Origin of the sequence: Hyphomonas sp. (genome assembly GCF_041398385.1) — a bacterium.
Classification (GTDB): Bacteria; Pseudomonadota; Alphaproteobacteria; order Caulobacterales; family Hyphomonadaceae; genus Hyphomonas.
In genome coordinates this window covers 366,890-391,101 of the sequence record NZ_JAWKUW010000003.1, presented here as the reverse complement: position 1 = coordinate 391,101, position 24,212 = coordinate 366,890, and the positions used below count along the sequence as shown (strand labels likewise).

The following is a 24,212-nucleotide window of genomic DNA, read 5'->3' as shown; positions in this document are numbered from 1 at the left end:
GGCGACCAATGCTGCCGCTCGATTCTCCGCGATGGAAACAGCTGACCCATGTATATGGGTCTGCTAAAGATATCCCGGAGATGCTGCGTCGGCTCGAAGCGCTGGATGTGATCGCGTGGGGCAACCCGTCAGAGCTCGACGATATTGCTTCAGCTCTATATCACCAAGGTGATCCGGGCACCGCTTCCTATGCAGCGGTGCCTCATCTGGTCGGCATTGCCGAGCATCGAACGCCGGCCGAGCAGGCCTGGCTGGTGTATCTGTGCAGTTGGATCGAAGCGGCCCGCTCGGCCGACCGGCCTGAAATTCCCGACGATCTTGCAGAGTCCTACTTCATGGCTCTTGCGGTTGCTCGCCAGATTGCAGTGTCTTTGCTGACTGATCCGCACAGATCGTGGGTTCAGGGCGAATACGCAACAGATTTACCTTATCTCTTTTCAGCCATCGCAGCATTCGACGGTGAGCACGAATTGGCTCAGGATCTTGCCCAATTCGAACTTCTGAAGGATTGCTTTGAAACAATGTCGGCAAAGGACAACTGATGTTCGACCACGATCTCACCGACCCACACGAAGTCGGCCTCAACCGCGAGCGCCTCGCTGCCATCCCTGCCTATTTCAAGGCCAATTATCTCGACACCGGCAAGCTGCCCTGCATGGCGACGCTTGTGTCGCGCAATGGTGAAGTGGCGCTGGAGAATTACACCGGCACGACCGAACTCGGCGGGCAGGAACATATCGGTCCGCACACGATCTTCCGCATCTATTCGATGACCAAGCCGATCACCTCGCTCGCCGCGATGATGCTGTTCGAGGAAGGCAAACTGCGGCTGGAACATCCGGTCTCGCGCTACATTCCTGAATTCGCGGATGTGCAGGTCTATGATGGCGGCCCGGTCGACGACTACAAGACCCGCAAGCCCGAACGGCCGATGCTGGTGCTTGACCTCTTCACCCACACCTCCGGCCTCACCTATGGCTTCATGATGCAGAGCGTTGTCGACTCGCTCTACCGCAAGGAAAAGATCGGCCGGCCTGACGAGACCCTGCAGCAGATGGCGAAACGCCTTGCCGGCCTGCCGCTCGAATGCTCGCCGGGCACGGAGTGGTGGTACAGCCATTCCACCGATGTGCTGGGCGCGATTGTCGAGATCGTCTCCGGCATGGAGCTGGACGAATTCTTCCGCAAGCGGATCACGGGCCCGCTCGGCATGCACGATACCGAGTTCTGGGTGCCGGAAGACAAGATCGACCGTCTCATGGCTTGCTACCAGAAAGACCCGAAAACCGGCGAGACCGTTCTCGCCGACGGCGCGGGCGCGGCCTCGAAGCTTTATGCCAAACGCCCGACTCTCCTGAACGGCGGCGGCGGCCTCGTCTCCACCGTGCGCGACTATCACCGCTTCGCGCTCATGCTTCTGCGCGGCGGCACGCTGGACGGCGCCCGCATCATCAGCCCCAAGACCTGGGAATTCATGCGCCAGAACCATCTGCCCGGCAAGCAGACGATGCGCGCCATGGGCAAGTCGATGTTCACCGAAGTCATGGCCGACGGCGTCGGCTTCGGCCTCGGCGGGTCGGTCGTGGACGATGTCGTGCCGGGCCACCAGCCGGGCAGCGCCGGCACCTTCAGCTGGGGCGGCCTTGCCTCCACCTTCTTCTGGGTCGACCCGGTCGAGGAGATCATTGGCATACAGATGACCCAGCTGATGCCGTCTTCCACCTATCCGATGCGTCCCCAGTTCCAGCAACTGGCCTATGCGGCGATCGACTGGTAGCAATGCGAAGGCTGGCGATCAGTCTGGCCGCCTGCCTGGCAACCGCCTTGGGCGCCGGGTCGGCACATGCCCAGTTCCTCAAGGATCCCGAACTGCTCGCCAGATATGAAAGTCTGTCAGGCGCCAGTGCGGAAACGGCGGATATTGATGCTGCGTTGGATGCGTTCGCCGTTGATTATCTCCGCACCGCGAAGTCTGAGGAGGCCCGTTGCCTTTTTGGCTGCAATTCGGGTTACTCGGCGGATGGTCCGGACTATACCGGACCTCTTTATCGCGAATTTCTGGCGCATGCAGACATGGTTGCTCTGGCAACGGAGCTTCAAGCGCCCGACGTCGCACTTAGACATCTGGATCGTGCCGGCCGACTGCTTTCCGATCAATGGAAATTACAGTCGATCTTGCGGACAAGTTCGGAACCTGAGGATCTGGTCATGGATGTAATGCTGAACGTGGGCTGGTTGAGCTACGAAGGTTGCAGTGGACGCTTTGAGGATCCTTCCAGACTTGTCGGCCCTCTTCTGACGGACGTGGAAGAACTGAAGCGGCAAGGTTCGCTCGCGCCAGCCCAAATTCGTGAACTGGCCTCGGTTGAGCAAAAGCTGCAAGAGATCCGGCCTTTAAGTGACTGATACAGGGACAGCCCCGACATGACAGACTCTCTCAATGCCGTCCGCGAGGCGATCCTTGAACTCACCGCGGCCTGCGGGCCGGGCAAGACGATCAGCGCGGAACAGGCCGCCCGCGCGGTCAGCGATAAGAACTTCCAGCGCGTCCTGAAGGATGTCCGCGCCGAGGCCGTGCGCCTGCACAAGGCCGGCACGGTGCTGATCTACCGGAAGGGCAAGCCGGTCGAAGACCCCGATGCCTTCAAGGGCGTCTACCGTCTCGGCCTGCCTGCCGCTTGAGCGATGGCGAAGCCGCCGGACCCGTTCCACGAATTCGTCATCGAGCTGCTCGGGCCGATGGGGCCCGTCAGCATCCGCCGCATGTTCGGCGGTGCGGGCGTCTTCCGCGACGGCCTGATGTTCGGCCTGATTGTCGACGACACGCTGTTCCTGAAAACCGACGCGGCCTTGCGTGCAGAGCTGGAAGCGGAAGGCTGTGCGCCGTTCATCTGGGTGCGGCCCAGCGACGGGGCTGAGGTCGACATGGGTTATGTCAGCCTGCCGGCGGATGCGCTGGACGAGCCTGACGCGGCCAGCGCCTGGGGCCGCAAGGCCTTTGAGGTTGCGCTCGCGGCCAAGCAAAAAAAGAGGAAATAGCCGCCTGTCAGGCGTGTTTTTTCCTACGATCGCGCTGGCCGGAGCCTTCCCGGAGCCTCAGCGTAGGATTTACCGGAGTGCCGGGCCCCAGTTTATCCCACAGCTCAGCGGCCAAACCGGCGCAGTTCGCTCGTCACCCGCTTGCCGCGAATCTCGACCACATAGAGCCGGTCGTATTCCGTCGCCTCGTCGATGGCCGGCCCGGCATCGCCGCCCAGCAGGTCCACAAGCTCGGGCGTCGTATTGGAATGGCCCACCACCAGCATCACGCCAGGTGTCGCCTTCAGCGTCGCCGCAAAACCGGGCAGGTCGCGCGGGTCGTAAAGCTGGACGGGCAGGTTGGCCATATGGGCTGTCGGCTTCGCCGTCTCCAGCGTGCGCCTGTAGTCGGTAGACCAGATCGCGGTGAGGCCGGCATCTTTGAGATCCTGCGCCAGGATGTCGGCGCGCTGGCGCCCGATCAGGGTCAGCGGCGGGTTGTCGCCCGCCTCTTTTTCGGCATGGCGCACGAGATAGATCGTCGTGTCCGGGGGCGTGTCCGGCGTGCTCGCACAGGCTGTCAGGAAAAGGCCGCCGAGCGCGGCCAGGGCGATCCGGCGCGTCAGGCTCACGCCGCGTGCGGGTGCGCCACCGGCTGGTCCAGCGAGAAGGCTTCCGGCGACGGGCCGTTCTGCCGTAGAAGCTGCAGTTTGTTCCATCCGTCCTCCATCGTGAAGCGCTGGCCGCGAGGCGCCCACCACATCACAAAGCTCGCCCCCGTGGAACGGTCGATCTGGTCGGCAAGACGCCGCATGCCGGCCGGGTGTGTGCGGCCGGAATGGGAAAAGGCTTTCAGGGTCTCGATCGAGCGCCAGCCAGCCATGGTTGAAATGTCCGGCGCGCCAAGCCCTTCCGGATATTCGAACGGATAGGCCAGCGGCAGCCATTCGCCATCCGGCCGGCGGATGCCGTGCTGGTGCCAGTACACGCCGTCGAATTCGTCGGCGTCCTTGAAGATACGCGGCAGGATGCCGATGAACACCCGCATAAAGTCATTTTCAAGATTGAACGCCCCCATCGGGCGCGCGCAATTGAAATGTATAAGGCGGTATTCCATCCCCGGGTCTCCCAGCTTCAAAGGCTTTATGACAAAGGGATTACCCTTGTCTTAAAGGGCCGGGGGAAATGGAATAAATTTAAGGTTTAATTCCCCGAAAACTCGGCAGGCCGCTTCTGCAGGAAAGCGCTGACTCCTTCGGCAAAGTCCTTCGTGCGGCCGGCCTTGCGTTGCGCGATGCGTTCTGCGTGCAGCGCCTCGCCGAAATCGCTCTCGCAGGCGTCCCAGATCAGGCCGCGCGTCCCGGCAAGGGCAATGGTCGGTCCGCTGGCCAGCTTTTCCGCCCATTCCATCGCGGTCGCCATCAGCTGGTCATCCGCGACCACGGCATTGACCATGCCCCATTCGAGCGCCTTTTCCGCCGGCAATTTCTCGCCGAACAAGGCCATTTCCATTGCCCGCACGCGCCCGATGGTGCGCGCCAGCAGCCAGGTGGATCCGCCATCCGGCACGAGGCCGATCCGGCGGAAGGCTTGCAGGAAGTATGCGCTTTTCGCCGCCACCACGAGGTCGCCCATCAGCGCGATGGAACAGCCGACTCCTGCCGCCGCGCCATTGACCGCCGTAATCACCGGATGCGGATGCTCGCGGATGGCCACGATCATCGGGTTGTAATGGGTGTCCAGCGGCCGGCCGGCATCGGGCTTCGAGCCCGGATGGCTGAGCGACGGCCCGTTCACCTTGCCGAGATTGGCGCCGGAACAGAAGCCCCGGCCATTGCCCGTGATCACCGTGCAGCGTGCCTCACTGCCGGCTTTTTCCAGGGCATGGAGCAGTTCCTGGGCCGTATCGACACCGCAGGCATTCATCGTCTTCGGGTCGTTCAGGGCGATGATGGCGATCGTGCCCTTCAACTCATAGGAAATCAGCTCATAGCTCATGTTGGCCTCCCTGTGGCGCATGGGTTCCTTGCCGGGCACTCTATCGGCGGCGACCGTCTTGTGAACGCCTCACGCGGGGGCAAGCCCGCAGCCCCATTGTGAAGCGTTGAGCGCGCGCTAAACTGTTCAGACTGAACCAGGCAAGGAGGAACGCCATGGCTCTCGATACGGTTTCCAGCACCGGCATGGCCGGCATTCTCGCCCGCCAGAAAGCGGCGCATCTCCGCGACGGCATCCCGTCCGCGGCCCGGCGGATCGAATGGCTCGACAAATCCATCGACCTGCTCATCACCTATGGCGACGAGATGAACGAGGCGATGTGCCACGATTTCGGCCATCGCTCGAAGGACCAGTCCAACTTTACCGACATTGCCGGGTCCATCGGGGCGCTGAAATTCGCCAAGAAACACCTCGCAAAATGGATGCGCCCGGAGAAGCGCGGCGTGGAATTCCCGCTCGGCCTGCTCGGCTCGAAGGCGGAAATCCAGTACCAGCCGAAAGGCGTGATCGGTGTCATCAGCCCGTGGAACTTCCCGGTGAACCTGACCTTCACGCCGCTCGCCGGCGTCTTCGCCGCGGGCAACCGCTGCATGATCAAGCCGTCCGAATTCACCGAGGCGACTTCGGAAGTCATGAAGAAGGCCATCGCGCAGTACTATGACGAGGAAGAAGTCGCCGTGATCACCGGTGGGCCGGAGGTCGGCGCCGAGTTCACCAAGCTCGCCTTCGACCACATCCTGTTCACCGGCGCGACCTCTATCGCCCATCACGTCATGCGGGCGGCGGCCGACAATCTGGTGCCGCTGACGCTGGAGCTTGGCGGCAAGAGCCCGGTCGTGCTCGGGCGCTCCGCCGACATGCAGAAGGCGGCGAACCGTATCATGGCCGGCAAGACACTGAACGCCGGCCAGATCTGCCTCGCGCCGGACTATGCCTTTGTTCCGCAGGAAAAGACCGCTGAATTCGTTGCCGCTGCGACCAAGGCGGTCCAGACGATGTACCCCACCGGCCTCAAGGACAATGAGGACTACACCTCCATCGTGAACCAGCGGCATTACGACCGCATCATGGGCTATATCGACGAGGCGAAGTCCAAGGGCGCGAATGTCGTGGAGATCAATCCCACGGGTGAGAACTTCTCCCAGCAGCCGCATCACAAGATCCCGCCGCACATCATCATCGATCCGTCCGACGATCTGAAAGTCATGCAGGACGAAATCTTCGGACCGATCCTGCCGATCAAGTCGTATGGCGATACCAAACAGGCAGTGGAGTACATCAACTCCCATGCCCGCCCGCTCGGTCTTTATTATTTCGGCGAGGACTCGGCTGAGAAAGACCTTGTGCTGAACAATACGACCTCCGGCGGCGTGACAGTGAACGATGTGATCTTCCATGTCGCGCAGGAAGACCTGCCCTTCGGCGGCGTCGGTCCGTCGGGCATGGGCTCGTACCATGGCCGCGAAGGCTTCTACGAATTCAGCCACAAGAAGGCGGTCTACACCCAGACCGGCAGCGAGATGCTGGCCATGATCCGCCCGCCCTATGGCGAGAAGTTCCGTGCCCAGGTGAAGGGCCGCCTGAAGCGCTAGGGCCGGGTCCGCCAACAAAAAAATCCCCTCGATCTGGTATCGAGGGGATTTTATTTTAGCGCTCTATCCGGCGGATAGATTTACCGCTTCAGGAAGGCCGGGACGTCCTTGCCAAAGCCTTTGACGTTTTCGGGCGCCGGCTCAAGGATCAGGTCGTCATCCTTACGCTTGCGGTCGCCACCGCGGTCGCGGCGCGGCTTTTCGCTGCGTTCGGCACGTTCCGGGCTGCGCTCGCTGCGTTCCTGCGAACGCGCGGTGCGCTCGCGCTTCGGCTTCTCGGCCGGTTCCTCGCGTGCAATCGTTTCCGTTGCTTCGACGGTGGCTTCTTCCTCCCTCGGTGCGTCGTCGCGATTGCGGCGGCTGCTGCGGGTGCGGCTGCCCCGGTCTCCCCGCTCGCTGCGATCACCCCGGCCCCGTGCGCGCTCGCCCCGGTCTCCGCGGCGGCCACGGCCGGATTTTTCTTCCGGCGGCAGGTTTTCAAGTTCTTCCAGCAGGCCTTCCGGCATGAAGCTCTCGACGTCCTTCTTGATCATCTTGAGGACGAAGCCCCAGGATTTCTCGTCGTCCGGCGAAACCAGTGTATAGCTCTCGCCGGTACGTCCGGCGCGGCCCGTGCGGCCGATGCGGTGGATGTAGTCTTCATCCTTCGGCGGCGGGGCATAGTTGAAGACGTGTCCCACATCCGGAATGTCGAGGCCGCGCGCCGCAACGTCCGAAGCAACCAGCAGTTTCAGGTCGCCATCGCGGAATTTCTGCAGCGTTTCCGTCCGGACAGACTGCGGCAGGTCGCCATGGATCGGCGCCGCGTCATGGCCATGCTTCGACAGCGAGGCAGCCACGATATCGACTTCGACCTTGCGGTTGCAGAAGACGATGCCGTTTTTCACGTCGCAGGATTCGATCACGCGGCGCAGCGCCGTGCGTTTCGCTTTGGCGCTGTCGGTCGGAAGGTGGACGACATGCTGGGTGATCGTGGTGGCCGCATCGGTCGGGCGCGCAACTTCGATCTTCACCGGGTCGCGCTGGAAGGTCTTGGCGAGGCGCTGGATGTCGGTCGGGAAGGTTGCCGAGAACAGCAGGGTCTGGCGCTTCACCGGCAGCTTGGTGCAGATCTTCTCGATGTCGGGAATGAAGCCCATGTCGAGCATGCGGTCGGCTTCATCGATGATGAAGTATTCGACGCCCATGAGGAGGAGCTTGCCGCGATCGAACTGGTCGAGCAGGCGGCCCGGCGTCGCGATCAGCACGTCCACGCCGCGCTGCAGCAGCTGTTCCTGGTCCTTGAAGCTGACGCCGCCGATCAGCAGCGCCATGGTGAGCTTCAGGTACTTGCCGTACTTCTCGAAATTCTCCGCCACCTGCGCGGCGAGTTCGCGCGTCGGGCAAAGGATCAGGCAGCGCGGCATGCGCGCCCGGGCCCGGCCCTTGGCAAGGCGGTGGATCATCGGCAGCACGAAGGCGGCGGTCTTGCCGGTGCCCGTCTGGGCAATACCGGTCACGTCGCCGCCGCCAATCACATGCGGGATGGCTTCGAGCTGGATCGGGGTTGGCGTGGTGTAGCCGGCTTCGGTGACGGCTTTCAGGATGTCCGGCGCAAGGCCGAGATCAGCAAAGGTTTTTTCAGTCAATGTGTGGTTCCTGGGATGGAGTTGATACCCGTGCGGGCCACATGCCCGCCAACATTCCGCTTTGCGCACACCCTTGTGCGATCCGCGGACCGGGCGCTTTCCATGCCCGGAGCGTCTTGTGCGCTGCACATAATGCAATTTGGCCCCGAGGTGAAGGCCCGGAATTCAGGACCATTCAGGCGGCGGGCGGCATGTCACGGTATTTCATGACATCGTCGATCAGGTCTTGCAGCACGCGCTTCGACTTGCCCCAGTCGAAGGCCTGTCCGGGCACGGTCAGATTGGCCCTCAGCATGGTGCCCTCGTCCCGCTGTTCCAGCGTCACGATCATGTTGCCTTCCCAGCTCCACATCGAGGACGGCATCTTCGCATTGACGACACAGCCATTGGTGGCCTCGGCCATGTCGACCAGCGGCTGGCCCCGGCTCGCAAAAGAGCACAGCACGGCGGCGAGCGTCTCGCCGAACGTGTTTTTGAAGCCCTGCGACAGCTCCGTGTTCGTCTTGAGCCCCATCTTGGCATAGAAAGGAACGGCGACGTCCTTCAGCGCCTTGAGCGGGATGTTCCCGGCACCGGCGGCCGCCAGCAGCGGCTTGGCCGCATCGAGGAACTGGTCGGCGGTCATGCCGGACGGCACAGCCCCCGTCACCCGCACGATGCGGGCCCGCACGTCCGGATGGTTGGAAATTTCCCGCACGCGCATGGAGGCACGCCAGTCGATGGAAGGATCGATGTCGATGTCGGGAGCGGGCGGCGGAGGCGCCGGTGCTGCGGGTGACATCAGCCCCAGCGGCGCGGCCCCAGGCCTCGGCGTGCCGCAGCCGCCGCAGAATTTATCGGTGTCAGAAAACTTGCGTCCGCATTGGGTGCAGAACATGGCCGGGTCCCCGCGACGATTCCTGTCGCGGGGACCCTAGCAGGATCAGACGCCCGCGTCAGCGAGGTTCTGGTTGGCGAAGTCCCAGTTCACGAGGTGATTGAGGAACGCGTCCATATAGTTCGGGCGGGAGTTCTGGTAGTCGAGATAATAGGCGTGCTCCCACACATCCATGGTGAGCAGCGGCGTTGCGCCTTCGTCGGTCAGCGGGGTTTCGGCGTTCGGCGTCTTGGTGATCGCCAGCTTGCCATCTTTCAGGATCAGCCAGGCCCAGCCGGAGCCGAACTGCGTGCCGCCGGCCGCCTTGAAAGCCTTGGCGAATTCGTCATAGCCGCCGAGGTCGCGGTCGATCAGCTCGGCCACCTTGCCGTGCGGCGCGCCGCCGCCGCCGGGCTTCATCGAGTGCCAGTAGAAGGTGTGGTTCCACACCTGCGCGGCATTGTTGAAGATGCCGGCCTTGGATTTGTCGGCGCCCGAGATTTTCACGATCTCTTCCAGCGACTTGCCGGCAAGGTCGGTGCCCTCGATCAGGCCGTTCAGGTTGGTGACATAGGCCTGGTGGTGCTTGCCGTGATGGAAGTTCAGCGTCTCTTCCGAAATGTGCGGCGCAAGCCCGCCGCGGCCGTAAGGCAGGTCTGGGAGTTCAAATGCCATGGGAAAATCCTCTCTTGCAGATGGGTATCTGGTGTTAAAGCGTATGATCCGACATATGGGTTCCATGCCGACCGAGACCAACCCCCTCTCCAAATCACAGTGGGCCGCAATCGACAAGCGGGTGCGCAAGGTCGACGAAGACCGCTGGATCTCCAGCCGCTACGCCCCGGCAGCCGAGCGTCAGGCCCTGACGGCCCTCTATGCGCTGGCCTATGAGCTGGCGCGGGTGCGTCTTGCGGTGACGGAAGAGACGCTGGGCCTCATCCGATACCAGTGGTGGCGCGACGCGCTGGCTGAGCTTGAGGCCGGCAAGCCCTCGCGGGAGCACGATGTGTGCCTCGCCATTGCAGAAGAGTCGGGCGCCGGGCGCCTGAAGCTGGGGGCGCTCCAGAAACTGGTCGATGCCTATGAGGCCGCCTTCGTCGCGCAGGACCGCTCGCGCGAACCGGAAGCCTGGCTCGCCCTGACCGCGGCGAGCGTGCTGACCTCGCACCATGACTGGGCCGAGGAAATCCGCGACGTGGCGCCCGCTTACGCCGCGCTCCGGCGGTCGGAGACCAAGGCCTTCGGTCCGCATGTGAAACCGGTGCCGAAATCCATCCGCCCGGCTGTGGCCCATTATCGCCTGCGCAAGCACTACAGCGAGAAGGGCGAACCGAACGCTGTCACCAAGCGGCTGACCATCCTGAAGGCCATCCGCACCGGGCAGGTCTAGGCGCAGGGTAGGATCAGGTCGGCTCCCAGCGTGCTGGGCGAAACGAAACCGCCATCGTGGGCGAAGGGCATCGGCGTGCCGGTGCGCAGGGCGTCGAGAATGGCGGCGAAATCCGTCCGGCAGCGGAAGCCGATCTCCCGTTCCATGCGTGAGGCATCATAGACCCGGCCGAGTGAGGCGGGCAGGCGCCAGCCTTTCTTTGCATAGAGTGCGGGCGCATCCGGGAAATAGCGGGCGATGGCAGAGGCGGCATCGGATTTTAACTCGGCGCAATCCTCACGAGCGAAAGGTGTCGGGGCCGAAGCGATGTAGAGGCCGAAGCCGATCTCCGGAGCACGATCGAGCGCGGCGATGTGGGCCTCGGCAGCGTCTTCCACGGTCAGGCGGCGGTGCAGGAACTCATTGGCTTTCAGGTTTTCCGGGGGCGGATCGCTGTGCGTGTCGTCATCTTCCGGGAAGAAGCGTGACGTGCGGATAACGATGGTGCCCATACCCGTCTCGCCCTGCACCTGACGGCAGAGATTTTCCGCGGCCAGTTTCGTCACGCCATAGATGTTGCGCGGTTGGAGCGGGCTATAGTCCTCATCCATCCAGACGGCGGCGTCGCTCACCTCGTCACGCACGGCCTGCGAGATCATCAGCGACGTGGTCGACGTCATTACGAACCGGTCATGCCCGGCGCGCGTCGCGGCCTCCAGCAGGTTCAGCGTGCCGGTGATGTTGGTGTCGATGAAGGCCTGTGACGGGAAGCGGGCAATGTCCGGCTTGTGCAGGGCGCCGGCATGAATGACGGCTTCGATGCCGTGGCGGGTGAAAGTCTCGTCGATCAGGTCGCGGTTCGCGACACTGCCGATCACCTGCGTGTGCGGGCCGGGGGCGACGTCGAGGCCCGTGACCTCATGACCGAGCGCGGCAAGGCGCGGTGCAAGGTGGCGGCCCAGCCAGCCGGTCGATCCGGTCAGCAGTAGCCGCATCGCACCGTTACTCCGCCGCGACGAGGGCCTGCCCCGCCAGCCATGTGTCGATGTCAGTGAGGGCCCGCGCCGCCTGCACGCGCTTCTTGGAACGGCCCTTCTCCTTGCCACGCAGGCGGCGGCCGTTTTCGTCCTTCTTCGGGAAATCCTCGACATCCGGGAACAGGCCGAAATTCACGTTCATCGGCTGGAACGTCTGGCCCCCTTCAAGGTGGCCGCCGGTGATGTGCGTGACAAGCGCGCCGAGGGCCGTTGTCGGCGGCGGCGCTTCCAGCGTCTGGCCGAGGCGTTCGGCGGCGGCGAAGCGTCCGGCGAGCAGGCCCATGGCCGCGCTCTCGACATAGCCTTCCACGCCCGTCACCTGACCGGCAAAGCGCAGGCGCGGCATGGACTTCATGCGCAGCTGGCGGTCCAGCAGTTTCGGTGAGTTGAGGAACGTGTTGCGATGGATGCCGCCGAGGCGCGCGAACTCTGCTTTCTCAAGGCCGGGGATCATGCGGAAAATGTCCGTCTGCGCGCCGTATTTCAGCTTGGTCTGGAAGCCGACCATGTTCCACAGCGTGCCGAGGGCATTGTCCTGGCGCAGCTGCACGATGGCGTGGGCCTTCACGTCGGGCTGGTGCGGATTGGTGAGGCCGACCGGCTTCATCGGGCCGAAGCGCAGCGTCTCGCGGCCGCGCTCCGCCATGACTTCGATCGGCAGGCAGCCCTCGAAATAGGGCGTGTCCTTCTCCCAGTCGCGGAACTCGGTCTTCTCGCCGGCGATCAGTGCATCGATGAAGGCGTTGTACTGCTCTTCCGTCATCGGACAGTTGATGTAAGCGGCGGTATCGCCGCCGGGCCCCGGCTTGTCATAGCGGCTCTGGCGCCAGGCTTTCGACATGTCGACGCTGTCGAAATAGACGATCGGCGCGATGGCGTCGAAGAAGGCGAGGTCCGTCTCGCCCGTATGCGCGCGGATCGCTTCGGCCAGTGCGATAGAGGTGAGCGGACCGGTGGCGATGATGACGCTGTCCCAGTCTTCCGGTGGGATGCCGGCGATTTCCTCGCGGATAATTGTGACGTTCGGGTGGGCTTCCAGCTTGGCCGTGACGGCCTCAGAGAAGCCTTCCCGGTCGACAGCCAGCGCGCTGCCGGCGGGAACCTGGTGGTCCGCCGCAGTGGTGATGATGAGGCCACCTGCGCGGCGCATTTCCTCGTGCAGCACGCCGACGGCATTGGTCGTGTGGTCGTCGGAGCGGAAGGAATTGGAGCAGACAAGCTCGGCCAGCTTGTCGGTCTGGTGGGCCTCGGTGCCTTTGACGCCCCGCATTTCGTGCAGGATGACGGGCACGCCGGCATTCGCGGCCTGCCAGGCGGCTTCCGAACCGGCCATGCCGCCGCCGATGATATGAATTGGCTTGATACTCATGGGCCGGACATGCGCAGAGGGGCGCGGCGCGTCAAGATAGCGTTTGCGGCGCCGCAGGCCTCCGGCTAGGGGAAGGCCATGGATTCACACGAAAAAGCCTTCTCGGAAGTTGCCTCGGTTCCCGCACTGGTGGCGGGCGCATGGGCCAATGCCGGCCGCGCGGCGCTGCCGGCTTTGCCGTGGCTGGCCCTCTGGGCGCTGGCGGGTGGCTTCTACAAATGGGCCCTCAGCACGGGGACGGGCGGCGCGGTCCTGACGCTGGCGGCGCTTGTCCTCGTTTTCGTTGCCGGCGTCCTGGCCTCGCTCCGCATCTACCGGGCCATGCTGCCGGACGCAAAGGGCAGCTTCGTACAACTCGCGCACGTAAACCTTGCCCTCTACCTCGCCTTTTTCCTGATCGGCTTCTTTGTCCTGTTCTTCGTCGGCGCCTTCGGCGTGGCGATGCTGCAGATGTCCGGTGTGATCGACCTCGCAGCGAGCCCGGACGAGGCGCAGATGCAGGCCGCCTTCAGTCACCTGTTGCGCACGCCTTATGGTGTCGCGCTCGTGATGATCTATGCGACGGGCATGGGCGGTCTCGCTTACCTTGCGCTGCGCCTCTTGCTGGTCGGGGCGGCGACGGTTGCGAGGGGGCAGGCCATGGTGTTCCGCACCTGGCGCTGGACCAAAGGGCTTGCCGCCCGCCTCGGCATGGCGGCGCTCGCCACCCACGTCGTCCCGTTCGCCTTGGGCGCGCTGGCGAACATTGCGCTGATCCACGCAATGGGACAGTCCGAACCCGCCCTGTTCGCCACAGGCATCACCGGACTGGCTCTCCATGCGCCGTTTGTGCTCGGAGGCCACGGCCTCGCCGTTGCCCTGCTGTTGCGGCTAAGTCCGGGCGGGAAGATTGCCTAAAGGCCGCAAACTGGCCTAGATTCCCGTCGGGGCAGGCAAGGGAGCAGGCATGACCAGCGGGTTTTCATTCGACGGCGCGCTGATGAACGGCTTTCGGGCCGCGCATGCGCGAACGTTCCCGTGGGCCTTTGCCTTTGCGTTCGCGACGATCTGCACCAGCCTGATGGTCGCCTTCTTCTTCATCGCGCGCGACCCCCTGATCGCATTCTTCGAGGCCGCCGAAGCCCTGGAGGGCCAGCCGACGCCCGACGATCCGATGCAGGTGATCGGATCCCTGTTCGGCGTCCTGTCGCCGCTCATCCCGTGGGCCATTGCCGGCACCCTCATCAGTTGGGCCGTCTGGGCGATGTTCGAAACCGCATCGCAGCGGCGCTATATCCGCGACGAGAAATTCACGCTCAGCTTCGGCGGCGATGAGCTGCGCATGATGGGCACCGGCGTCTTCTGGTTTCTGATGCAGGCGATCATCTTCTTCATCCCGTTGGCGGCGGGTCTTTCGACACTGGGCCTGATCGGCCAATTAGCCGACGGCACGATGACCGAAAACGAAGTTGGCCAGCGTGCCTTGCAGACCATGGGGCTCGTCTTCGCATCCATGCTGGTCCTGGTCCCGCTCTACGTCTTCCTCGCAACGCGGTATTCGCCGAGTTTCGGCCTGACGCTGAAAGACCGGAAGGTCGCCTTCTTCGATGGCTGGATCGCATCGCGTGGCCGGTTCTGGCCCATTCTTGGCGCGTTCGTCATCGTCTCGGTCGTTGCCGGAATCGTCGATTCGATCGTCTCGATGATCGCGCAGGCCGCCATGATGCCGGCCATGCTGAGCACCAGCTTCATCACCGACGAGATACCGGATCTCGATGAGTTTTTCACGCCAGCGGTTTTCTTCGCGATCGTGCTCTACCTGTTCGTGCGCTATTTCATGGCCGGACTGGTGATGCATTTCTCGGCCGCGCCCGCGGCCTTCGCGGCGCGCCATGATCCGCGCGGCGGCGTTGACGATGCGCAGACAATTTCGGATTTCGATTAGGCACGCAACGCGCAAGGGGACAGCGATGGCCGGACTTGAGTTCAATTTCGGGAATGCGATTTCCCACTATTCGAAAACCGGCGGACCGCGGGGCTTCCTCTGGAAGTACGCGCTCGTCTTCGGCCTTGTGACGCTTGCGGTCCAGGCGGTCGCGATCTGGCTGCAATGGCCGATCTACGAGATGTACCTGCGGATGATCACTGAAGGCGGCGACATCGAATCCCATGCCTCCGAAATCAACCGCATGTCGGCCACGGTCGGCTTCAGGGGGCTGTGGATCATGCCGCTCGGCATTCTCAGTTGGGTCGTGTTCGAGGGCGCCAACCAGCGCCGGTACATGCGCGGCGACGGGTTCAGCCTCCGGCTCGGTGCCGATGAAGGGCGCCTGTTCATCGTCGGCCTGATCTGGTTCGCCCTCTTCATCGGCCTCTATATCGGCCTGATCATCGCGATGTTTGTGCCGCTCCTCATCGGCGTCGCTCTCGGACAGGCGGGCGCGATGATCGGCGCCATCGTCATGATCCTGTCCCTGTTCGGGTTTGTGGCGGTGGCGCTGTGGATCGCCGCGCGCCTGTCGGCCGCAGCCGCTCTGACCGTGCGGGACCAGGAAATCCGTTTCTTCGAATCCTGGAAAGTCACCAAGGGCAAGGGCTGGACGATCGTCGGTGCGTGGATCGTCCTGTTTCTGATCATCATGGTCGTGTTCGTGATCCTCTACCTGATCGCGGCCGCGCTCGGCTTCGGCATCCTGGGTGCGCAGGTGCCCGGCCTGTTCGAGGGGAATGCGGATGAGGCGGCCGTCTCCGCAGCCATTACCTCTCCGGCCTTCTGGGGGCCGCTGCTGCTCGTCTTCTTCTTCGTCTTCCTGGTGCAGGCCGCCTTCCAGCACATCATCAGCGGCCCCGCCGCGCTGGCCGCGCGCACCGATGACGACTGGGCTGGCGCAGACCTCGCGGGCGAATTTGTCTAGCCGCCGCGCCCTGGCCCGGCCCGCCATCCTGGCGCTCGCTGCGCTGATGGCGGCCTGCGCGGCAGTGCCGACCGATCCGGCCCCAGCCGACCTCACCGAGGTGAAATTCTCGGACGGCGGCGCTGCGCCGGATGCCAGCCTTGAGGATATCGCCTGGTTCGAAGGACTCTGGCGGGGCGAAGTCTTCGGTGACCGCGTGGATCACCGGGTCATGGCCCCGGAAGGCACGCAGATGCCTGGCCTCGTTCGCCTCTACACCGATGGCGACACATCCGTGTATGAGCTGTCCGCCTTCATGGAGGTCGGCCGCACGCTCACCTACCGCAACCGGCATTTCGGTGCGGACCTCCGCGCGTTCCAGGCAGCGGATGACTATGTCGACCGGCCGCTGGTGGAGATCAGGGATGGCATCGTTTATTTCGATGGCATCACGTTTGCGTCCGATGGCCCGGACCGTGCGGTGGTCAGCTTCGTCCTGACGGCCGATGATGGCAGCCAGGAAAAGCACGTCGTCCACTACGACCGTATCGGCGACTGACGCCGTCCGGCGCCCGGCCGCATCACTTGGCGGCGGAAGCGGCTTTCGATCTCTTCGGCTTTGCGGCGGCCTTTTTGGCAGGCGCTTTCCTGGCGGCGGGTTTTTTCGACGCCGTCTTGCCTGAGGTCTGCTTCTCTGCGGCAGCGGCGGCCGGTTTCGCCCGCTTGTTGCGGGCGGCACGGCGTTCGTCCTGACGGCGGAAGGTTTCGGCCAGGAAGCGGCCGGTCCAGCTTTTCTTTTCCGCGATGATGTCTTCGGGCGTACCGGCCGCGATCAACTGGCCGCCGCCGTCGCCGCCTTCCGGGCCGATGTCCAGCACCCAGTCGGCCGTTTTCACGACATCCAGATTGTGCTCGATCACTAGCACCGTATTGCCGCCGTCGACCAGCTCATGCAGCACTTCCAGCAGCTTGCGGACGTCCTCGAAGTGCAGGCCCGTGGTGGGTTCGTCCAGAATATACAGCGTGCGGCCGGTGGCGCGCTTCGACAGTTCCTTGGCGAGCTTCACGCGCTGCGCCTCGCCACCGGAGAGCGTCGTCGCCTGCTGGCCGATCTTGATATAGCCGAGGCCGACCTGGTTCAGCGTGTCGAGCTTCGACGCAATGGCCGGCACGGCGGCAAAGAATTTCGCGCCGTCTTCCACCGTCATGTCCAGCACGTCAGCGATGGATTTGCCCTTGAACAGGACTTCCAGCGTTTCGCGATTGTAGCGTTTGCCCTTGCAGGTCTCGCAGGTGACGTAGACGTCGGGCAGGAAGTGCATCTCGATCTTGATGACACCGTCGCCCTGGCAGGCTTCGCAGCGCCCGCCCTTCACATTGAAGCTGAACCGGCCGGGCGCATAGCCGCGCGCCTTGGCTTCCGGCAGGCCGGCATACCAGTCGCGGATCGGCCCGAAGGCGCCGGTATAGGTCGCGGGATTCGAGCGCGGCGTGCGGCCGATGGGGCTCTGGTCGATGTCGATGACCTTGTCGAGATGCTGCAGGCCCTCGATGCTCTGATAGGGCAGCGGCGGATCCGACGCGCCATTCAGCTTGCGGGCCAGCGCCTTGTAGAGCGTCTCGATGATGAGAGTAGACTTGCCGCCGCCCGATACGCCGGTGACGCAGGTGAAGCTGCCCAGCGGGATGGTGGCATTGACGGATTTCAGATTGTTGCCGGTCGCGCCCTTCAGCGTGATCTTGCGCTTCGCTTTCTCCACCGGGCGGCGCTTCGGAATGGCGATTTCGCGGGCGCCGTTCAGATAGTCCGCCGTCAGACTGGTTTTAGACTTCATGATCTCGGCTGGCGTGCCCTCGGCGACGATCTCGCCGCCGTGCACGCCGGCATGGGGGCCCATGTCGATAACATGATCGGCGGTGAGGATCGCATCCTCGTCATGCTCCACCACGATGACCGAATTGCCGAGATCGCGCAGGCGCTTCAGCGTTTCGAGCAGCCGCTCATTGTCGCGCTGGTGCAGGCCGATGGAGGGTTCGTCGAGTACATACAGCACGCCCGTCAGGCCGGAGCCGATCTGACTGGCGAGGCGGATGCGCTGGCTCTCGCCGCCTGACAGCGTGCCGGATGCGCGCGAGAGGCTCAAATAATCGAGGCCGACATCATTGAGGAAGACAAGGCGGTCGTTGATTTCCTTCAGGATACGCGACGCGATCTGGTTCTGCTGCTTCGTCAGCGTCTTGTGGACCTTGCCGAACCATTCGCCGGCTTCCTTGATCGAGAATTGTCCGGCGTCGGAAATATCGAGGTCGGCAATCTTGACGGCGAGGGCTTCCGGCTTCAGGCGTTTTCCGCCGCAGGACGGGCAGGGCGCGGCGGCCTGGAATTTCGCAATTTCGTCACGCACCCACTGGCTATCGGTCTCGCGATACCGGCGCTCGAGATTCGGAATGACGCCTTCGAATGTCTTGGTGACTTCATAGCGGCGCATGCCGTCGTCATAGACAAAGTCGATTTCCTCTTCGCCCGTCCCGTGAAGGATCACATCCTGCACCCGTTCGGGCAATTTGTTCCATGGCTTCTTCAGGTCGAAGCCATAATGGTCGGCCAGCGCCTGCAACGTCTGCGTCTGGTAAGGTGAGGCGCTCTTTGCCCAGGGCGCAATCGCGCCATTCATAAGGTCGAGATCCTTGTCCGGCACGACGAGGCCGGCATCGATCTTCAGCTGTTCGCCAAGCCCATCGCAAGTGGGGCAGGCGCCGAACGGGTTATTGAACGAAAACAACCGCGGCTCGATTTCCGGAATCGTGAAGCCGGAGACAGGGCAGGCGAAATTGGCGCTGTAGGTGATGCGGCGCGGTTCCTCGTCGCCATCGCTCTTGTCGGCGAATTCGGCGATTGCGATGCCTTGGGCAAGGTTCAGCGCGGTCTCGAAACTCTCGGCAAGACGCTGTTCCATGCCCTCGCGCACGACGATGCGGTCGACCACGACGTCGATGTCGTGCTTGAACTTCTTGTCGAGCTTCGGCGGGTCTTCCAGCTCATAGAATTCCCCGTCCACCTTCACGCGCTGGTAGCCGTTCTTCAGCAGCTCCGCGAATTCCTTGCGGTATTCGCCCTTCCGCCCACGGACGATAGGGGCGAGCAGGTAAAGGCGAGAGCCGTCCGGCAGGTCCATGGTGCGGTCGACCATCTGGCTGACCGTCTGGCTCTCGATCGGAAGGCCCGTGGCTGGCGAATACGGGACGCCGACGCGCGCCCAGAGGAGGCGCATGTAGTCATAGATCTCCGTCACCGTGCCGACGGTCGAGCGGGGGTTCCGGCTGGTCGTCTTCTGCTCGATGGAGATGGCGGGCGAGAGGCCCTCGATGCTCTCCACGTCAGGCTTCTGCATCAGTTCCAGGAACTGGCGCGCATAGGCCGACAGGCTCTCGACATAGCGGCGCTGGCCCTCGGCATAGATCGTGTCGAACGCCAGCGAGGACTTGCCCGAGCCGGAGAGGCCGGTCATCACGACCAGCTCGCCGCGGGGGATGTCCACGTCGATATTCTTGAGGTTGTGTTCCTTGGCGCCGCGCACGCGGATGAAGGGGGACTCGGCCATTCTGCTGAGCCTTTCGGGAATCGGGCTGACTTACTCGCTGAGGGCGAGATGTAGGGCGGCCGCGCGGAAAGGTAAAGAACAGGATGTGAACGTTCGTGACAGGATCTGTCAGCAGCCTTCTGCAGGCGCAAGCCGGGCGGCGAAGTGCCCGCAAAGCTTCCAGCAGGCGAACGCAATCGCCGCGCCCATCAGGCCGTCGATGAAGTAGTGCCAGCCGAGGATCACCGATCCGGACAGGATCACGGCGAAGTAAACGCCGGTCACCGTGCGCCGCAGCGGCGTGCGCCCGAACATCAGCACGAACAGGAAGGCCGTCGCGCAATGCATGCTGGGCGCGGCCGAAATGCCGCCGATGCCGAGCCCATCCTGCTCGAAGGTCTGCCACAGCATCTGCTGCATCTCGGGCGCGCGCAGGCCGGGCGTTGCGGCGAGGCGGTCGAACAGGCCGGAATAATAGGCCGGATCAACACCGACATGGTCATAGAAGCAGGGGCCCGCGGACGAGAAGAAGATCGCGAGCAGATTGCCGCCGACGAACCAGGTGAGGATCAGGGCGAGGCAGTACTGAAGGCGACGAGCGACATCCGCGCGGTTTCCCATCACGAAGCAGACCATCCAGCTGCCGACCAGCAACACGGCCCAGAGATCGTACAGAAAGTCCACGCTGCGCAGGAGGAATGGCGAGTCGTAGATGAAGCCGAAAACGGCCCACGGATCGTGGCCGAAGAACAGGGCCCGGTCCCACGCGACAAAGGCATCGTCCCAGGCAAAGGGGTGCAGGGAGGGGATGCGCACCTTGATGCCGGAATAGGCCGACATGAACAGGGCGAATGAGACCAGCCCGGCCACGAACAAAAGAGGCAGCGCGAGGATGCGTGACTTCTGCCCGACCAGCGCGGCTTTCATGCCGTCCAGCCCGCCCTCCTTCAGGAGGCCAAGGGCAAGGCGGACTGCGCCTATGATCAGCGCGCCCTGGAAGAACATCAGCGCATTGCGGAAGGCATAATTGTAATAGGACGGCGTCAGCGACGCGCTCGCGCCCGGCGCGCCGTGGATCATTGCCTTGAGCACCGCGGACAGGGTGAGCCATGCCGCAATCGCCGCGAAGACCGGCACCAGCAGGCGCATGTCAGCCTGGCGCCAGGGCAGGCGGGCGAGGCTGAGGCTGCGCAGGGTGGTTTCGCGGGAAGACATGCCGCTGTCCTATCAGCTTCGCCTTAAGGACCAGTATCTTCAGGCGAAAATTGCGTTTGACTCGATTATGAGAACATAATAAGAACATTTGATGTTGAGGGCACAGCGGCAATCGCCTGTGGATTTCCGCGAATCCTGAGAGACTCGTGTGTCAGCGGGGCCTAGAAGGGGCCCTTGGATAGTTATCGGAAGCTTTGATTTAGGAGAGAGTCGCCATGGCAGGATCAGTCAACAAGGTCATCCTCGTCGGCAATGTTGGGCAGGATCCGGAGGTCCGCCAGTTCCAGAATGGCGGCCAGGTGGCCAGCTTCTCCCTCGCCACCTCGGAAAACTGGAAAGATAAGAACACCGGCGAGCGCAAGGAGCGCACCGAATGGCACCGGATTTCGGTGTTCAATGAAGGCCTTGTCCGCGTCGTCCAGAACTATGTGAAAAAGGGCTCGAAGCTCTACATTGAGGGCCAGCTCGAAACCCGTAAATGGCAGGACAAGGACGGGCAGGACCGCTACACGACCGAGGTGGTGCTGCGCGGCTTCAACGCCGTGCTCACCATGCTCGACAGCCGCGGCGAAGGCGGCGGCCGGTCGGCTGGTGGCGATGATTTCGGCGGCTATTCGCGTGGCGGCGCCCGCCCGATGAGCGGCCCGCAGGAAAGCTTTGCCAGCCACGATCTCGACGACGAGATTCCGTTCTAGGCTACACCTGAATACGGCATGTTCCGGCCCCTCCCGCGCGTCTGCGCCGGAGGGGCCGATTCTACTGCAAATACTGGCCTTTGCGGTTTGTATTGCGGGCGCAAAATGCTAGATAAATGGAAGTCATTCCGCGCGTGATTCTGAACGCGCCCTCCGTAGCAGACACGAGTTCCACATGAGCGACGAGACGACCCCTCCGGACGAGCCGGAAACCCCCGAGAATGGCGGTGGCGGCGCGGCCCTGCCGGACGGTATCGAGCCGGTTTCCATCGAATCCGAGCTGAGAAGCTCGTATCTCGACTATGCGATGAGCGTCATCGTCAGCCGCGCCCTGCCGGACGTGCGCGATGGCCTGAAGCCGGTCCACCGGCGTATCCTCTACGCCATGAATGAGGGCGGCAACACGCCGGACAAGCCCTACAAGAAATCTGCCAACATCGTCGGCGCCGTGATGGGTAACTACCACCCGCATGGCGACAGCGCGATCTATGACGCGCTCGTCCGTATGGCCCAGCCTTTCTCGATGGGCGTGATGCTGGTCGACGGCCAGGGCAATTTCGGCTCCATCGACAACGATCCGCCGGCCGCCATGCGCTACACCGAGAGCCGCATGACGAAAGAGGCGACCTACCTCCTCGCCGACATCGACAAGGATACGGTTGACTTCCAGCCTAACTATGACGGTTCCCAGCAGGAGCCCGTCGTCCTGCCGGCGCAGTTCCCGAACCTGCTCGTCAATGGTGGCGGCGGCATCGCGGTCGGCATGGCGACCAACATCCCGCCGCACAATCTGGGCGAGATCATCGACGCTACGATCGAAGTGATCGACAATCCGGCGATCGACGACGACGCCCTCTGTGAGATCGTTCCGGGCCCCGACTTCCCGACCGGTGGCCTCATCATGGGCATGTCCGGCAGCCGCAAGGCGCTGCTGACCGGCCGCGGCAGTGTGATCGTCCGGGCGAAGACGGATATCGAGGAGGCCCGCAATGGCCGCCAGGCCATTATCGTCCGCGAGATTCCCTACCAGGTGAACAAGGCGGCGATGATCACCAAGATCGCCGAACTCGTGCGCGAGAAACGCGTCGAGGGCATTGCGGACCTGCGCGACGAATCCGACCGTCACGGCATCCGTGTGGTGATCGAGATCAAGAAGGATGCGAGCGCGGACGTGGTGCTGAACCAGCTTTACCGGTTCAGCCAGATGCAGAACTCGTTCCCGGTCAACATGCTGGCGCTGAATGGCGGCCGGCCTGAACTGATGAACCTGCGCAAGGTGCTCGACTGCTTTATCGCCTTCCGCAAGGAAGTCGTGATCCGCCGCACCAAGCATGACCTGAACAAGGCGCGCGACCGCGCCCACGTCCTCGTCGGCCTTGCCATGGCCGTCGCGAACATCGACGAGGTCATCCGCATCATCCGCTATTCGCCGGACCCGAACAGCGCGCGCGAAGCGCTGCTCGCCAAGGCCTGGCCGATCATGGACATGGGCCCGCTGCTGGACCTCATCGCAGACCGGCGCACGCGCAAGGGTGATGGCGACACGATCTACCTTTCGGACGAACAGGCCCGCGCCATCCTCGCGCTGCAGCTGTCGCGCCTCACCGGCCTTGGCCGCGACGAGATCGGCAATGAAGCCAAGGGCCTGTCGGAAAAGATTGCCGACTATCTAGACATTCTCCGCTCCAGCGCCCGCATCCGCGACATCATCAAGGCGGAACTGGCCGAGGTGAAATCCAAGTTCGCCGTGCCGCGCCGCTCCGAATTCACTGCCGGCGGCATCGACATGGAAGATGAAGACCTCATCGAGGTCGAGGACATGGTCGTCACCGTCACCCATGGCGGCTATGTCAAGCGCACGCCGCTCTCGACCTACCGGACGCAGCATCGCGGCGGCAAGGGCCGGGCGGGCGTGTCAATGAAGGAAGACGATTTCGTCGTCGAGCTGTTCTCCGCCACGACGCATACGGAGGTTCTGTTCTTCTCCTCGGCCGGCATGGTCTACAAGGAGAAGGTGTGGCGCCTGCCCGTCGGCGGGCCGACCTCGCGCGGCAAGGCGCTGGTCAACATCTTCCCGCTTGCGGCCGATGAGCGCATCGAAAGCGTCATGCCACTGCCCGAGAGCGAGGCCGAAACCGAGCATCTCGACATCATGTTCGCGACCCGCTCCGGCACCGTGCGCCGCAACAAGCTGGCAGACTTCGTGCGCGTCAACCGCGCCGGCAAGATCGCCATGAAGCTGGAAGACGAGAATGGCGGCGACAGCATTGTCAGCGTGAAGATCTGTTCCGAGAAGGACGATATCCTGCTGACCTCGGCGCTGGGTCAGTGCATCCGCTTCCCGGTGACCGATGTGCGCGTCTTCGCGGGCCGCAACTCGACCGGCGTGCGCGGCATCCGTCTGGCCGATGGCGACGAAGTCATTTCCATGGGCATCCTGCGCCATGTCGAAATCACGTCCGAAGAGGCCCGGGCCTATCTGAAGCACGCCGCCGCCATGCGCCGTGCTGCGACAGGCGAAGAAGAGGAGGTCTCGGAGGACGAGGAAGACGTTGCCGAAACCACGCTTTCGCCGGCCCGCATCGTCGAGCTTGGCGCGGCAGAGGAATTCGTGCTCACCATCGCTGACGACGGCATGGGCAAGCGCTCCTCGGCCTATGACTACCGCGTCACCGGGCGGGGCGGCAAAGGCCTCGTCGCCCAGAACATCTGGGGCCGCGACAAGAAGAAGGGCCCGCTCAAGAAAGTGGCCCAGTCCTTCCCCGTCGGCGATGGCGATCAGGTCATGCTGGTCACCGATGCCGGCCAGCTGATCCGCACGCCGGTTGAGCAGATCCGCATTGCCGGGCGTTCCACGGGCGGGGTCTGGGTGCTGCGCACGGCGGACGACGAGCGCGTTGTTTCGGTCGCCCGCCTTGTGGAAGACGGCGAAACCGGTATGGATGAGGGTGGCGGCGCCTGATCGGATTGCCGCTGCCAGT

General features: G+C 63.5%; 23 protein-coding genes. 13 read left to right on the top strand and 10 right to left on the bottom strand.

From position 1 onward, the window contains the following. Nucleotides 1–8: 8 nt before the first annotated feature. From R3C13_RS08980 to R3C13_RS08960, 5 genes are read left to right on the top strand one after another with little or no spacing between them, the layout of a single operon-like run. Nucleotides 9–542, top strand: a complete 534-nt coding sequence (locus tag R3C13_RS08980) for a hypothetical protein (protein ID WP_371310472.1) — start codon at nt 9–11, stop codon at nt 540–542. Then, a complete protein-coding gene (locus tag R3C13_RS08975) occupies nt 542–1,777 on the top strand; it encodes a serine hydrolase domain-containing protein (RefSeq protein ID WP_371310471.1) in 1,236 nt (411 codons plus the stop codon). Before R3C13_RS08980 ends, R3C13_RS08975 begins: the two co-directional genes overlap by 1 nt. A 2-nt stretch (nt 1,778–1,779) precedes the next feature. After that, a complete protein-coding gene (locus R3C13_RS08970; protein ID WP_371310470.1) occupies nt 1,780–2,406 on the top strand; it encodes a hypothetical protein in 627 nt (208 codons plus the stop codon). Between the two features lie 18 nt (nt 2,407–2,424). Further along, nucleotides 2,425–2,682, top strand: a complete 258-nt coding sequence (locus R3C13_RS08965; RefSeq protein ID WP_371310469.1) for a DUF3253 domain-containing protein — start codon at nt 2,425–2,427, stop codon at nt 2,680–2,682. 3 nt (nt 2,683–2,685) lie between these two features. After that, nucleotides 2,686–3,039 (top strand): TfoX/Sxy family protein, encoded by a 354-nt coding sequence (locus R3C13_RS08960; protein WP_371310468.1) that lies wholly within the window; start codon nt 2,686–2,688, stop codon nt 3,037–3,039. Between the two features lie 104 nt (nt 3,040–3,143). Here R3C13_RS08960 and R3C13_RS08955 read toward each other — a convergent pair whose 3' ends face one another. From R3C13_RS08955 to R3C13_RS08945, 3 genes are all read right to left on the bottom strand, one after another. After that, nucleotides 3,144–3,650, bottom strand: a complete 507-nt coding sequence (locus R3C13_RS08955) for a histidine phosphatase family protein (RefSeq protein WP_371310467.1) — start codon at nt 3,648–3,650, stop codon at nt 3,144–3,146. Beyond that, nucleotides 3,647–4,135 carry a DUF3291 domain-containing protein gene (locus tag R3C13_RS08950; protein ID WP_371310466.1) on the bottom strand — a complete coding sequence of 163 codons (489 nt, stop codon included), beginning with the start codon at nt 4,133–4,135 and terminating at the stop codon, nt 3,647–3,649. Before R3C13_RS08950 ends, R3C13_RS08955 begins: the two co-directional genes overlap by 4 nt. An 86-nt stretch (nt 4,136–4,221) precedes the next feature. Next, the gene (locus R3C13_RS08945) at nt 4,222–5,016 is read right to left on the bottom strand and encodes an enoyl-CoA hydratase/isomerase (protein WP_371310465.1); all 795 of its coding nucleotides are present in this window, start codon (nt 5,014–5,016) and stop codon (nt 4,222–4,224) included. A gap of 155 nt (nt 5,017–5,171) precedes the next feature. Here R3C13_RS08945 and R3C13_RS08940 point away from each other — a divergent pair, with 155 nt between their 5' ends. Beyond that, nucleotides 5,172–6,608, top strand: coding sequence for a coniferyl aldehyde dehydrogenase (locus R3C13_RS08940; RefSeq protein ID WP_371310464.1), 1,437 nt, complete (start codon nt 5,172–5,174; stop codon nt 6,606–6,608). 80 nt (nt 6,609–6,688) lie between these two features. On the opposite strand, the gene R3C13_RS08935 is transcribed toward R3C13_RS08940, so the two are convergent. From R3C13_RS08935 to R3C13_RS08925, 3 genes are all read right to left on the bottom strand, one after another. After that, on the bottom strand, nt 6,689–8,236 hold the full coding sequence (locus R3C13_RS08935; protein WP_371310463.1) for a DEAD/DEAH box helicase: 1,548 nt from the start codon (nt 8,234–8,236) through the stop codon (nt 6,689–6,691). Between the two features lie 175 nt (nt 8,237–8,411). Further along, complete coding sequence (locus R3C13_RS08930) at nt 8,412–9,017, bottom strand: hypothetical protein (protein ID WP_371310462.1); 606 nt, start codon at nt 9,015–9,017, stop codon at nt 8,412–8,414. Nucleotides 9,018–9,158: 141 nt separating this feature from the next. Next, nucleotides 9,159–9,767 (bottom strand): superoxide dismutase, encoded by a 609-nt coding sequence (locus tag R3C13_RS08925; RefSeq protein ID WP_371310461.1) that lies wholly within the window; start codon nt 9,765–9,767, stop codon nt 9,159–9,161. A gap of 43 nt (nt 9,768–9,810) precedes the next feature. On the opposite strand from R3C13_RS08925, the gene R3C13_RS08920 reads away from it, so the two are divergent. Beyond that, the gene (locus tag R3C13_RS08920) at nt 9,811–10,482 is read left to right on the top strand and encodes a squalene/phytoene synthase family protein (protein WP_371310460.1); all 672 of its coding nucleotides are present in this window, start codon (nt 9,811–9,813) and stop codon (nt 10,480–10,482) included. On the opposite strand, the gene R3C13_RS08915 is transcribed toward R3C13_RS08920, so the two are convergent. Beyond that, nucleotides 10,479–11,456, bottom strand: a complete 978-nt coding sequence (locus tag R3C13_RS08915) for an NAD-dependent epimerase/dehydratase family protein (protein ID WP_371310459.1) — start codon at nt 11,454–11,456, stop codon at nt 10,479–10,481. The genes R3C13_RS08920 and R3C13_RS08915 overlap by 4 nt on opposite strands. Before the next feature lie 7 nt (nt 11,457–11,463). Further along, a complete protein-coding gene (gene trmFO / locus R3C13_RS08910; RefSeq protein WP_371310458.1) occupies nt 11,464–12,867 on the bottom strand; it encodes a methylenetetrahydrofolate--tRNA-(uracil(54)-C(5))-methyltransferase (FADH(2)-oxidizing) TrmFO in 1,404 nt (467 codons plus the stop codon). A 78-nt stretch (nt 12,868–12,945) separates the two neighbouring features. Here trmFO and R3C13_RS08905 point away from each other — a divergent pair, with 78 nt between their 5' ends. Genes R3C13_RS08905 through R3C13_RS08890 form a run of 4 tightly spaced genes read left to right on the top strand, consistent with a single transcriptional unit; the run spans nt 12,946 to nt 16,299 of the window. Then, a complete protein-coding gene (locus R3C13_RS08905) occupies nt 12,946–13,764 on the top strand; it encodes a hypothetical protein (protein ID WP_371310457.1) in 819 nt (272 codons plus the stop codon). Nucleotides 13,765–13,813: 49 nt separating this feature from the next. Further along, complete coding sequence (locus tag R3C13_RS08900) at nt 13,814–14,791, top strand: hypothetical protein (RefSeq protein ID WP_371310456.1); 978 nt, start codon at nt 13,814–13,816, stop codon at nt 14,789–14,791. Between the two features lie 25 nt (nt 14,792–14,816). Further along, nucleotides 14,817–15,761, top strand: coding sequence for a hypothetical protein (locus R3C13_RS08895; protein ID WP_371310455.1), 945 nt, complete (start codon nt 14,817–14,819; stop codon nt 15,759–15,761). Beyond that, nucleotides 15,718–16,299, top strand: coding sequence for a DUF6265 family protein (locus R3C13_RS08890; protein WP_371310454.1), 582 nt, complete (start codon nt 15,718–15,720; stop codon nt 16,297–16,299). Before R3C13_RS08895 ends, R3C13_RS08890 begins: the two co-directional genes overlap by 44 nt. Before the next feature lie 22 nt (nt 16,300–16,321). Here R3C13_RS08890 and uvrA read toward each other — a convergent pair whose 3' ends face one another. Together uvrA and R3C13_RS08880 are read right to left on the bottom strand one after the other, a co-directional pair. After that, the gene (uvrA, locus tag R3C13_RS08885) at nt 16,322–19,342 is read right to left on the bottom strand and encodes an excinuclease ABC subunit UvrA (RefSeq protein ID WP_371310453.1); all 3,021 of its coding nucleotides are present in this window, start codon (nt 19,340–19,342) and stop codon (nt 16,322–16,324) included. 108 nt (nt 19,343–19,450) lie between these two features. Next, nucleotides 19,451–20,536, bottom strand: coding sequence for a phosphatase PAP2 family protein (locus tag R3C13_RS08880; RefSeq protein WP_371310452.1), 1,086 nt, complete (start codon nt 20,534–20,536; stop codon nt 19,451–19,453). Between the two features lie 215 nt (nt 20,537–20,751). Here R3C13_RS08880 and ssb point away from each other — a divergent pair, with 215 nt between their 5' ends. Together ssb and gyrA are read left to right on the top strand one after the other, a co-directional pair. After that, on the top strand, nt 20,752–21,231 hold the full coding sequence (ssb, locus tag R3C13_RS08875; protein WP_371310451.1) for a single-stranded DNA-binding protein: 480 nt from the start codon (nt 20,752–20,754) through the stop codon (nt 21,229–21,231). A 175-nt stretch (nt 21,232–21,406) separates the two neighbouring features. Beyond that, nucleotides 21,407–24,193 (top strand): DNA gyrase subunit A, encoded by a 2,787-nt coding sequence (gyrA, locus tag R3C13_RS08870; protein WP_371310450.1) that lies wholly within the window; start codon nt 21,407–21,409, stop codon nt 24,191–24,193. The last annotated feature ends 19 nt before the right edge of the window (nt 24,194–24,212 follow it).